5 protein-coding genes and 1 pseudogene are annotated in these 12463 nt (G+C 47.8%); 2 read left to right on the top strand and 4 right to left on the bottom strand.

Annotation, left to right across the window (positions count from 1 at the left end; all coding sequences use genetic code 11):
* The first annotated feature begins 17 nt into the window (after positions 1-17).
* Together QFZ51_RS07725 and QFZ51_RS07720 are read left to right on the top strand one after the other, a co-directional pair.
* A complete protein-coding gene (locus QFZ51_RS07725) occupies positions 18-773 on the top strand; it encodes an SDR family NAD(P)-dependent oxidoreductase (protein WP_370909341.1) in 756 nt (251 codons plus the stop codon).
* A 134-nt stretch (positions 774-907) separates the two neighbouring features.
* Entirely contained in the window at positions 908-1069 is a 162-nt protein-coding gene (locus QFZ51_RS07720; RefSeq protein WP_429044826.1) for a hypothetical protein, read from the top strand.
* Between the two features lie 84 nt (positions 1070-1153).
* Here the strand turns inward: QFZ51_RS07720 and QFZ51_RS07715 are convergent, their stop codons facing one another.
* From QFZ51_RS07715 to sprA, 4 genes and pseudogenes are all read right to left on the bottom strand, one after another.
* Complete coding sequence (locus QFZ51_RS07715; RefSeq protein WP_429044824.1) at positions 1154-2371, bottom strand: sialidase family protein; 1218 nt, start codon at positions 2369-2371, stop codon at positions 1154-1156.
* 4 nt (positions 2372-2375) lie between these two features.
* On the bottom strand, positions 2376-4625 hold the full coding sequence (locus QFZ51_RS07710) for a TonB-dependent receptor (protein WP_429044822.1): 2250 nt from the start codon (positions 4623-4625) through the stop codon (positions 2376-2378).
* A gap of 101 nt (positions 4626-4726) precedes the next feature.
* Positions 4727-5098: a hypothetical protein gene (locus QFZ51_RS07705; RefSeq protein ID WP_429044820.1), complete on the bottom strand. Its 372-nt coding sequence runs from the start codon at positions 5096-5098 to the stop codon at positions 4727-4729.
* Between the two features lie 122 nt (positions 5099-5220).
* Positions 5221-12463, bottom strand: a pseudogene (gene sprA, locus QFZ51_RS07700) (cell surface protein SprA).

The following is a 12463-nucleotide window of genomic DNA, read 5'->3' as shown; positions in this document are numbered from 1 at the left end:
CAAAAAAATAACCACTCATGGGAATTGTTCTTATCACCGGCGCAACTGCCGGTTTTGGTCAGGCATGCGCTATTACTTACGCCGGCAAAGGTTATGATGTGATTATTACCGGTCGCCGGAAAGAAAGGCTCGAAGCATTGCAAACCCAGTTAACGCAGGAATTTGGTATCAATGTGCTGGCATTGAATTTTGATGTTAGAAAAGAGGAAGAAGTGAAAGCCGTTTTAGGCACTATTCCGGAAGATTGGCGCAAAATTGATATCCTCGTGAACAACGCGGGCCTTGCTGCCGGTTTAAGCACCATCGACGAAGGCAGCACGGACGATTGGGATGCCATGATAGATACTAATGTAAAAGGACTCCTGTATGTGTCGCGCACCGTTATTCCATGGATGCGCTCCCGCACGATGGGACATATTATTAATATCGGTTCCACTGCCGCCAAGGTGGTATACGCCAAAGGCAATGTGTACTGTGCCACCAAAGCAGCGGTAGACGCTATTTCCCAGGGCATGCGTATTGATCTGCTGCCTTACCGGATAAAAGTAACCGCTATTCACCCCGGTGCGGCAGAAACAGAGTTTTCGATGGTGAGATTTAAAGGAGATGAAGATAAAGCGAAAGAAGTGTACAAGGGATTTATCCCATTAACCGCCCAGGATGTGGCAGACGTAGTATACTACTGCACATCGCTTCCACCGCATGTTTGTATCAACGACCTGGTAATGACGCCATTACAACAGGCCAACGCATATTACATAGATAAAAAATAACACATAGGTGTGATTTCATTACTTGATGATAGTCTTTATATTTGGAAACATTTATATATTTTCTGTACATACCTTACCGTTTCGCAGAAATCAATGCCAATGCAGACTATCCTAAACTATGAAACCATATCCCTATGCTTACATTTATGACTGTGTACATGCTGCGTCTGTACTATCCCCGGTGGAAAGAAGGCTGGCGCTTCTATTTCGGTAATTCCCGGAAAGGCAATTATGGCCGTTGGGCATCGCGTAAAGATTGGGCCGGACAAAAAGGCTTTTCCCTGGGTTACAGCTGAAACAGGTTTTTAAATTTTGGGATTTAGTTATTTGATTTCCCCTTTTTTATTCCGGGAAACAAACAGCTAAATCCCAAAATTATTTTACGGCATACTCAACAGGCTTACCACTACTTCACTCCTGTTACCTGCTCTTCTTTTATAAGCCACCAGTGTTTTATTATCCTTTACTCCGCTGATCACCGGGAAATTAGCATAGGTGCTGTCGGCAGTAAGGTTGCCTGCCTCCATCGTTTTACCATCTGCTGCTTTATACTGAAAGCCGATCCTGCTATTGAAGTCGCCCTTCCACTTTACCGGTTCATCCCATACAATCATGATATGATCTGCGATGGTAGTCATTTGCGGATGCTTTGCCATAGGTGATTTACTCAGCGATTCCTTTTGCGTATAGGTGTTACCGTTATCAACAGAGCGGCAGTAAAAGGCGCCCTGTCCACCACCCATGGTAAACCATGCAAAGTGAAGACCGGTGCTGTTGGCCGTAAGCGTTGGCCCGGTATGTGGGCAGCCATTTACTACCCAGTTATCTGCACTGATGCGCACGGGAGCAGAAAAGGTGCGGCCACCATCTGCAGATACCTGGTGTACCATATCACGGATAGAGTCGTTGATGATATCGCGGTAGGCCAGGTGAATATTGCCGTTTTCTGCCACATACATTTTAGTGCGGCAGCACTGGCAAATAGTGGATGCTACCGGCATTGCATGCTGAAAACCGTTACGGCCGACAGTGGTAGCGAAGTAAAGCGTAGAGCCTTCAGCGTTAGTATCCTTGCGGTTATCCAGCCAGATGGCAGCAGCTTCTCCTCCTGGCAGTAATGCCATATCAAAATACCGCTGGTCGTAGCCGGCGGTATCTGTTACCATGGGTGCGGCCGGCTGCCAGGTTTTACCATCGTCGAACGACTGTGTGTACATTACTTTGCCTGCATATTTATTCCGCGGATCATTGGCTTCCACACCAAAGAGCGCTATCACCGTACCACCGGGCTTAAACAGCAGCTTGGGTAAATTTTCATCATGCGGGTATACGCCTGCAGAAGCAGGAATAGCAACGGGAGTTGAAAACGTATAACCATTATCGTTAGACACTGCATAGTACATCAAACCGGTATCTGCACCGCTGTTCGTTTCCACCCAGCTGATCACCGGGCGGTTATCTGCATCCTTTGTAATAAACGGGCAGGACGCATCTTTCCCGGCGTGCGACACCACTATTGCCTGACCAGGTTGTAAGGCGCCGGAGCGGCACGCGGCAATTCCAATCATCATTAATATCCATACTGCTGCTTGCTTCATTTGTTTATTTTTTTCCGGTGAAGGTATATGCCACGCCGAGGTTAAAAGTTTGACGCGGACCTACCCTGTATGTTTTACCATAGGCGGATTGCTCTGCGGTGGTGGCATACAACTGGTCTCCAACATTCATGCAGTTCAGCCAGCACTCAAATCCCTTATAAGCATATCCTACCCTGGCATTAAACAGGTTATAGCCATTGTATAAAGAAGTGTTGGCGGGATCCATATAATACTTACTGATATGCTGCCATTCGGCGCCGAGCCTGAAACCATTTAACAGCACCGGTTTCCACGTAACTTCTGTATTCGTGATCCACTTAGGCGCACCGCTCATCTGGTTGTTATTGTACACTTTACTGCCATCTGCGTAAGCTTTAAAAATATGTTCCGCGTAAGTGCCGCTGGCGCGGATGAACAAGCTACGCAATGGTGTGTACTTTACGTTCCACTCTACCCCGCTGTGCGTGGTGGCGCCGGTATTCCGGTTTTCATACACACCATCCGCATTTCTTACGCTGATAATTTCATTGGTGCCATTCATGCGGTAAATGCTCACATCGGCATAACCCTTCTGCTGTGCAAAAGCAAACCAGCCGCCGGCTTCATAGTTCTGATAAGTAGCTGATTTCAGCACCGGTACTTTTACGCCTGTATACAATTCTGAGATATTGGGCGGCGCAAAACCTACACTATAATTTGCATACAAACCGCGGTTTTTACCGAGGTTGTAAGTGAGTCCCAGCTTGGGTGTAAGCGCATTAAAATTATTCCGTTCGCTGGGGGCGCCGGTATAGGCTGATGGCGTAAGGTGGTTGTCAAAATTATAATCCATGCGATCATAACGCAAGGCAGCTACCACCCTCATTGCCGGCCATGGAGAAAACTCGAATTGCGTGTATACGGCGCTGTTAAGCAATCCTACACGGTAATCCGTGAGCAGGGAGTCTGTGTTCCGGTAACTCGTATAATAGCCTGCAGCGTCTTTTGTAATATCAATATAATTGGCCACGTAGGTGGCAGGACTGTAATCGGCGCTTACTCCTGCGATGAGTGCCGCCTGTTTCCAGCCGAATTGTTTTTTGTGTTGCGCAATAATGCCATAGCTGTTAAAGCCGTCGCTGTTGATTTGTCCGCCTGCTTTGAGAGTACCTCTTATATCCCTGATGGCATAAAAGGGATTTTGCCCAATGGTATTATTGCGGAAGAAGGCGGTAAAAATAGTATGGTTGCTGTTATCCCATTCATGTTCCAGCGTACTGCGTACCCGTAATGCCTTTACTTCCCGGTAGGTAAATGTTTGAAAGCTGCGGTAATCTTTTGCAAAGAAATGGGCGCTGTCGAGGCCACCGGTTTGATCTGTTTTATAGTTGATGAGTGTAGCGGCATTGGTCCATTTACTCTTTTCATTGACCTGGTAATCCACTTTCGCGGTGAGCGCCAGTTTATGAAAATCGCTGTGATCCATATAACCATTGGTTTGGTTGGCGTAATAGCCACTCACTGCAAATCCAACTTTCTTTACGGTATTGGATACACTGAAATCTGTTCTTTTGTATCCCCAATTGCTACCTTCCAGCTGTATCCGGGCAGTAGGCACCAAGGTTGGCGAAGCGGTGATGAAATTAACGGCGCCGCCTACCGCTTCGCTTCCATACAGGGAAGAGGCCGGACCGCGGATCACTTCCACTGTTTTCAATGCGGCCATATTAATTTCAATCAGCGCATTGTGGTTAAAGTCGCCGATGGTTCTGATGGGTATACCATCTTCCAGGTAAAGGAACAGGCTTTTATACCCGATGGGCTGACGGATCGCCATGGTATGCTGTTCGTTGCCCAGGTCTACCATATATACGCCGCTCACTTTATTCAGTACTTTATCCAGCGTGGTGGCTTTGGTTTCACTCAGTGTTTGGGCAGATATAGTGCTGATAGCTACCGGTGCTTCCGAGCGTTGCTGCTTATCGCGCGAAGATGATACGATGATCTCATTCAGGCTGGTAGTGCTCTGGCGCAGGTAGATCACGGGCATTCCGGCCGCTGATTCAGCGGGTATTTGCACAGGAACGTATCCCACGTAAGATATTTCTATAGAGTCTGCAGCAGTGGCTGTTAATTCATATTTCCCTTGTGCGTTGGTATTACATCCGTTGCCGGCATGCAGTAGTCTTACGTTCACACCCGGCAGGGCCTCTTTGGTTTGTGCATCTGCCACGCGCCCATGTATCTGCTGTGCATAACTGTTAGCAACAGCCATGCATGCAATGAGGAGTAAACAACATTGTTTCATGTATGTATATGTCATTGACTGTTCGCCGGTGGCGAACAGGGTTAGTCAGGTAGTATAAGTTCCAAAAATCAGGCTACTACCAGCTGTGGTGGGTGGAAAACGGAAAGAATCAGTGTATGCGGGTGGGGAGCTTTATAATACGAGGTAAAAACGAGCTGATTAACGGGGGGCGTGGTGTGGAAAGATTGTAACGTTTCTACGAACATCACCTCATATTTATCTTTCCCGGTATTATTATTTTTGTCTTGTTGGGCGTCCCGGTCGAGCTCTTTTTTGAGATGGCAGCGGCCGTTACAGTGCATCTGGGGCTTATTCTTATTTTCACAAAGAACGCTGGCGATATAGGACTGGTTCACTTTAAACTGCACAAAAACCACGCTTCTGCTGAAGTTTTGCAGCAGCAGACCCAGAAATATGCATATAATACCCAATCCTTTCACGCCGCAAACCTAGTAAATAGTTACCATTCCCCTGCCAGGAAAAAACGGATTTATAGTTAGATAAACGGGACAGTTGCTGCCTTTGTTCATCTAACTATAAATCCGTAAAATATTTTTATTACCTACTGTGATAATACAAACCGGAAGGTAATACCACCGCTGGTGCTGGTTATCGGGTAAGCGGTGGAGATAACCGGTATGGTTTGCCGACGGTCGTAGAAGAAGCGTAAATTCAGGCGGTTGTTCACTACGTAGTCGATAGAAGGCGAAATGCCCACTACTTTCTGGCCGCTGGTAGGAATAGACAGGTCGGCATCCAGGCGGTTATTGGCCGTTTTATCGTCCCGGAAGCTCAGATCCAGCCGGAAGTTCATATCGTTTTGCAGTTTTTTGCCACCATTTTTACTGAACGAGAATGGCATCTGAACACCTCTTACCCTGTAGCCTGCTCCAATGATGATTTCGCTGGAGCGTACTTCTGTGAGCTGGTAATCGATGAGGCTCAAGCTGAGGGAACGGCTCTTTCTGAATTCCACCCTCGCATTCAGGCTGTTCACAAAAGTGAGGTCCACACCCAATAACGGGGAGAACGATTCTATAAGCGTGAGGTTAGGTACCAGGAAATAAGGGAAATAATTTCCGGATATAGTATCCCTGAACGCCGGGAACCCGGTGAGCCGCGGATCTTCAAAATACATGGATGTATTATAGGAGTTCATGCTCAGCGTACCGGTGTAGGCGTGCCTGATGGTAAAATTGGTGAGGAAGGAACGGAATGGTTCCAGCTTGGTTAAACCATTGTAGGTAATACTCCAGTTCGGTTTTGGAACATAATTACTGAATGGGTTGCTCTTCACATTATCATTGCCTTGTTTCAGCAGTGATACCTTATCCGGGTCGGCGCCGGTATATGCCGCCAGGAAGGCTGGTATCAGCACGTCCTGCGCATACCTTGTATAACCGTATGCATAAGCCGGATCTTTAGGATCGGTGGCTGGTACGCCCGGATCTTTATTGTATGGATTGGCGGCGCCCAGTCGTTTTGAAATGGCGTTGCGGTATGATTCAAAGTTGCGGAAGGTTTGTGAAATACCATCCGACGTATTGATTTTACCGAACATGGTTTTGATGGCGATGTAAGTAATTTCAAAACCACCGGCATCATATGGACTCAGGTGCTGGAAGTCTGTTGGATCTGTGAGATTTTTGAACAGTTCCGTATGTGTTTTGGTAAACGACTTCGTCATGGTCAGATCAATACGCAGATCGTTTAGCGGTTCCAGCTGGGCCTGTAAGTCCCATCTTTGTGTAAACTGTTGTTGTGCCTGGATATTAAACATGGTATCCGGGGTAATGAGTCCTTTCTGCGCAAACCTGTCGAGCCATTTCCTGTCGGGCTGGTAACCAAATACGAAGTTAAGTCCCGGCGCCATGGTGGGCCCAGTTCATACCAATAATTTTGGTACTGTCGATATACCCTGGCAAACGGGTACCGGCATTTTCATTGTAGTTAAACCCGATTCGTTTCAGCATCATCAGTGGTTTCAGCAGTCCTTTTACCCACGGTGAAATTTCGCTGGAAGAAGCGGTCTGGTTCTGATTGGACTGTTGATTGCCGTTGTTGTTTTTGTTATTGTTATTATTATTCTGATTGTTGTTATTCTGTGGTTTCCTCGCATTTATTTCGCGCAGGAATTTCGATTTATTATACAGTTCCGTGAATTTGAATTCCGCCGTCAGTGTTTTCTGCTGAGAGTTTTCGATCGCGTTACCGAGGTATAAAGCCAGCTGGGAGGCGCCTGTCCACCGGTATTCCGTGCTGTAACCGAATGCGATGTTGGTCCAGCTGAGTGCAGGGAACTTCGACGTAGGCAATGTGTACGTGAAGTTGGCGTTGTGCATGTAGTTGGTATTACGCCCGCCTTTGAAGAAGTTACTGCGCACTGTATCTTTCTTCGCCGAGTTATTGATACGTCCGGCGGGTTCGTCGATGCGTGCGTTATTTACTGCGTTGAATTCAAAATTGATACTACGGGTAAGATCCCATTTAACGGTGTAGTACCGGTCGAACGTAAAGTATTTATTATAGGTTTCCGGGAGCTTGTATTTCACGTCGCCGCCTACATTACGTACGCGGGTAACGCCAAACTGCCTGGAAATATCTGCCCTGAAGCTCAGGATAGAAGGTACATAGTTGACATTGAAATCCCGTATCAGGTCGAGCCAGTGCGTTTTACTTTTGATCAGTTTTTTAAACGGTTCAAGGTAGTGCGGCTGACCGGCATAATTATATCCCAGGCCTCCCCTGTGTTTGGTAAGCACATCATTTTCGATGAGAGGGTTGTGCCGCATGATCTGGGAGAAGGAATAGCTGATATCAAAGTTTTCCACATCCCACAGGTGTCGTTTTCCGCCGCCACCCAGGTTGAGTTTCCGGACGTTGGTGAAGTTGAGACTTTTGATAGAGGTGAAGTCCTGTGCATCGCGCCGGATAGAATCTTTTTCCCGTCTGCTTCTGGCCAGGGCAATTTTATCTTTCAGTTTTATATCCAGATCGTAAGGATCATATTCCGGGTTGCTGGCCGACTGTGAGTAACCGGCATATACGGGGATGGAGATACCTGCTTTCTTTGGCAGCAGTTTACCCAGATCCAGGTTGGCTGCGGCATCGTATTGCAGGAAGTTATCGCGGAACCGTTCATTTACGCGCTGATCAATATTTCCGAAGCCGGCGGTATGCATGTTGCCGGAAACAGAGATGGATCCCAGGTCGGAGAGTTGCACATCTACCCTTGCCAATGCAGCGTATCCGCCTTTCTCATCGAAATCGGAGAGACGCAGTTCATCCAGCCATACTTCCGCGCAACGTGGCTGACCGTCATCTTTCGGGTTCTGGATACCGATCATCATGGTACGGGCATCTCCCAGGCTGGGGTTACCGATTACCGTCATAAAGTTTCCGTACTGGTCGGCTACCGGGTTAGCAGGATAAGGCAACAGCGGTGAACAGGAATCGCACATGTTGCGTTGCTGTTTCAGGGTGCTGAGCTGCGACATGAGCAGGTCGAGATTATTACGTTCCGGCCAGATGTCGAGCGCTGTTTTAGGACCGTTCCAATCCGTTACTTTCAGCGGGATGCGGTATTCATAATAGTTGCTTACAAAGTCGCTACCAATGCGGATTACCGCCTGCACCTGTCCATCTTTCAGGGCAGTAGCGGCGCCTACCGCTTCGGCGTGAATATACATCTGCAGTTTTTTATACTGGCGGAGATCCATATTCAGTGTTTTGTACAATGCGCGGATTTCCCCATCCTGCAGATTACATAACTGAACAGACAACGATTGTTCATTCAGTTGCAGGGTGGTGTTATTGGTGCTGATGGTATTTTGCCTTACTACTCCCGGTGGTAACACGTATGGTATTGGTGTACGGGAAGAGTTTTCTTCAATATTAACAGCAGATGAATTAAAGGTAGTGGTATTATCCAACGGGATAGGATCACCGGGACGCAGTTCGTACATATAACGGCGCCATTGGTTACGTACCAGTTCCAGTTTACCAAAACGCACTACGATGGAGTCGTTAAAGTTGGTAAGGAACATACGCATAAACCGGATGGATTTAAAATCCGGTATGCTGCCTATTTTAGCGTTGTATTGGTTCAACGGTACTTTGAACTGGTACCAGGTTTCTGTTGTTTTCTGGTTATTGGGCAATGTCACATCTGCCTCTACTTTATCCACAATAAAGTTGGAACCTACCGCCATATTGGGTTTCAAATCTACCCTATACTGGAAATATTCCTCTGTTTCATTCATGGTATTATCCCTGTTCAGGTCTTCTGATTCAGGAATATTGGTAGCGGCGGAGGAGAATTGTGATTTCGGGTCAGACACCGGGGAGTTACCTTCCGGGTTGCTGTAGTTCTTATAGCGCTGCAGGATGGTGAGACCATTATATACCGGATCGCGGTAATGCTTGTAGTCATCATTGGCCGGGTCCTGTAAAGCGTGGTTATATACCGGGCTGCCACCGAAATTTTGTCTCAGCGTATCCATGTATCCTTTAAAGAAGGCCCCTTCGTCCTGTGACTTCAAGCCGTCGTAGCCCACATCCTGGTAGTTACGGATATTGGGGTCGTTATCAAAGGCCTGGGTGATCTGCTGCTGGAATTTAGGTACGCGGCCCCATTTGGAAGAGTCAATCTTATTCGGATCCTGGCGGGGATCGGGCATTCCGTTTTCAAAGAACTTTTTGGAGTCTTTGAGGATATCTTCCGACACGTTACCGAGGTTGAAATACAGGGAACCGCCGGTGCTGTTAGGCTGTTTTATAAAGGGGTCCTGTATCCAGAATTCGATGTATTCTATATTGGCTGTTTCGAAATCACTGTTGTCAATAGCCCTCATGATACCGCCCCATTTACCCTGTGGCCGTGCCAGGTGACCGTTATTGTCCATGGCTATGGGGGTATTGGTAAAGTTATAAGGACCTCTTTCCGTAGGATAGTAAGCCAGATCGAGGGTGCTCAGCTGGCTTTGCCCGAAATCGGTAGACCTGTTCTTGAACACTTCTTTCTGGTATACCAGCCTTACCCGCGGGTCCGACTGATCATCTACCGAAATACCTGCCGGCAGGTTGGGGGACTTTGGTAACTGGAGGGTAGGTTCGATGATATACCAGGACAGTTTTGCCCTGTTTTTTCCGTAATCCAGTATATTATTCAATTCTGCTTCCGGGAACATTACCCTGCCGCTGGCATCTGTAGCGCCTTTTGGCGTAGAGGCGAGCGCCCAGCTGGTAGCAGGGAACTTCAGGTCGTAGCCACTTTTTACACCTTCGAAATCGTCGATATAAGCAGTACCGCTTTTGCTGCCGGGTTCATTAACCAGTTTGCTGTGGCCCGGGAATAAGCGGGCTACCTCACCGGTGAACAGGATATTGGAAGGGGAAGTGCTGTTATAGTTGGGTAGTTTATCCAGGAAGCGGTTAAGTCCTTTCCATTCGGAGGCGTAGTTTGCGTCTACGCCCACCATTGTATTTTTAATGGGGTCTTCACCGTAGTTCACCTTTTGGTAATAGGGCCGTTCGCTCATACGCACCACAGTACCTCCGAGGCTTAACTTATCATTTACCAGATAGTCCAGGCGGGTGCCAAAATAGTTCCGGACCTGTTGCCCGAACAGGGAGTTATTTTCAAACTGCACGTTGATAGGTACGCCGGAGTTGAGTACGCCTCCATTGATAATTTTCAGACGTCCGAGGTTATAATCAATGATATAGTCCACATTTTCGCGGAGTTGCTGGCCCCCGGCGGTTACTACCACTGACCCTGGCGGGATGGTGGTGCCGGAGCCAAGGTTGATTTCCGAGCTGCTGGCCGATTTATAGGAGCCCCTGATCACGTACCGGTTCAGCTGCGGGAATTGTTGGGCTATAACTTTGATGGAATCGTATAATACGTTGTAGAGATATTGTTTTTCCAGGCTGGCGTCGCCGTTAAAGGCTTTCTTCAATCCGTCGGCAAAGGGTTCCAGTACGGGGAACATGATTTTACCCGACAGGGAGTTGATCGTATAGCCTTCCACGTAGTCGAACACCCCATCCGGCTGTGGATCCAGCTGGTTATTGAGGCGGTCGAGGCTAAGGATGGTGATGATGGGTGCGCCGGCGTAGTCGCCTTTGGCATCGGGGATATACCGCTTATCGCTGGGGGGCCTTCCTTCAGCGCCCGGATCTTTATAGTATACGTCCATGCGGAAGTCTTCCTTATTTACCTGGAAGGCGCCGGTGGCATAAATATTTTTCATCATCAGGTCCCATACCGGGAGGGTGGGACGGGCGGACGTGGCTTTAAGCAATTTGAGGAACAGAACGGGCTGGTTGGCGCTGTTGTTCTGGTCCGGCGGTACATCCTGGGAGAACTCACCCACCTGGTACACCCTTCCGTTGTAGGTGTATTGATAAGCTACGGCCAGTACTTCATCCGGTTGCAGCTGTTGGTTAAGGGAGATAAAGCCCAGTTGCCTGTTGTAGATGTATTCGGTAGAATCGAGTTTACGGGCGAATGTTTTTTCGAACTCTGATACCGGCTGCAAGCCGATATTGAGCAGGCGGCTCACCACTGTCCCGGTATTCCGGCTGCCCGGATCGCTGATCAGTTTTGAATAGAGGTCGTTGGTTCCTCTATCCGGCAGCTTGGAGCTGGTGAGTACAGTGATATCATCCTTATTATAAGGCTCCTGTTCTGCCAGGTCCATCAAACCAACGATGTCGCGGGTTTGGGTGGTGGCCCCGGTTTTATTGGTAACCCATACTTCCAGCCTGGTGATATTGACCAGTGACTTGATCACCGGCAGGTTGGACATGGCGCTGTTGAAATTATTGCGGAAGTATTGTGCCAGCAGGAAGTGGCGGTTATCTTCATATTCGTCGGCCCTCAGGTTATAGTCCTGTACCTGGGTACCGCCTTTGAGCATGAGGTTTTGTTTCTGCGACTTCTGATTGGAGAGTACACTGGTAACGGTTAAGCGGCCGAACTGCAACTGGGTTTTCACCCCGAAAAGCGACTGGATACCGGATATGAGGGTACTGCGCAGGGGAAAGCTGACGTTACCGGCTTCAATTTTCTTTATAATTTCATCGTTGTAGCCGGTGTATTCCAGTTTTACCTGGTTTTCAAAATCGAACTGTGACTGGGTATTATAGTTGGTGATGAGTTTCAGTTTATCCCCGATTTTGCCGACTACGTTCATGTTGATGCCCATATCAAAATTAAACCCGCCATTTTTCCTGGCTTGTTCCACCAGCACGGGGTTTTTGATATTCTGGCCCTGGTATCCGAAAGTGAGGTCCAGGCTACCTTGCGGGCGGATATCCACTTTGCTGCCTCCGAAGATACGGTCGAACAGGTTGTTGCCATTGTACAGGGTGGGTCCATTGGCACGTTGGTTCAGGTTACCAAGTGCGCTGGCTCTTTTCTGCCAGTAATCCTGTTCACTTTGTTTGGATTGCAGTTTATAGAACTCGTCGAAGTTCATATAGGTAGGGTTACGGTAATACTGGTTACCTATTTTTTCGGTAACGGTGTATTGTTTGGTAACCGGATCGTATTCTACTGACTTGTTGATATTGGAAGGGTCCTTGAGATCAATAGCATTCCCTGACCCCTGATCCGTTATTTTGGGGCCGCGTCTGTCTTGAAGGGGGTATTTCAAGGTATCTTTTTTCCCGGTAGTATCGATTTTGGTTTGAGGAGTAATGGTGGTATCCGGTTTCCATCTACTTCTCGATAATTTCAGATTCCCAGAACGATCCCTAGCGGCAGTATCAACAATGATAAAAGATACAATTGCTGTCAC

The sequence above is a fragment of the Chitinophaga sp. W3I9 genome, from assembly GCF_050434025.1.
In the GTDB taxonomy this organism is placed as follows: Bacteria; Bacteroidota; Bacteroidia; order Chitinophagales; family Chitinophagaceae; genus Chitinophaga.
Note: the sequence above shows the minus strand (reverse complement) of the source record. Positions and strands in the feature narration are given on the sequence as shown.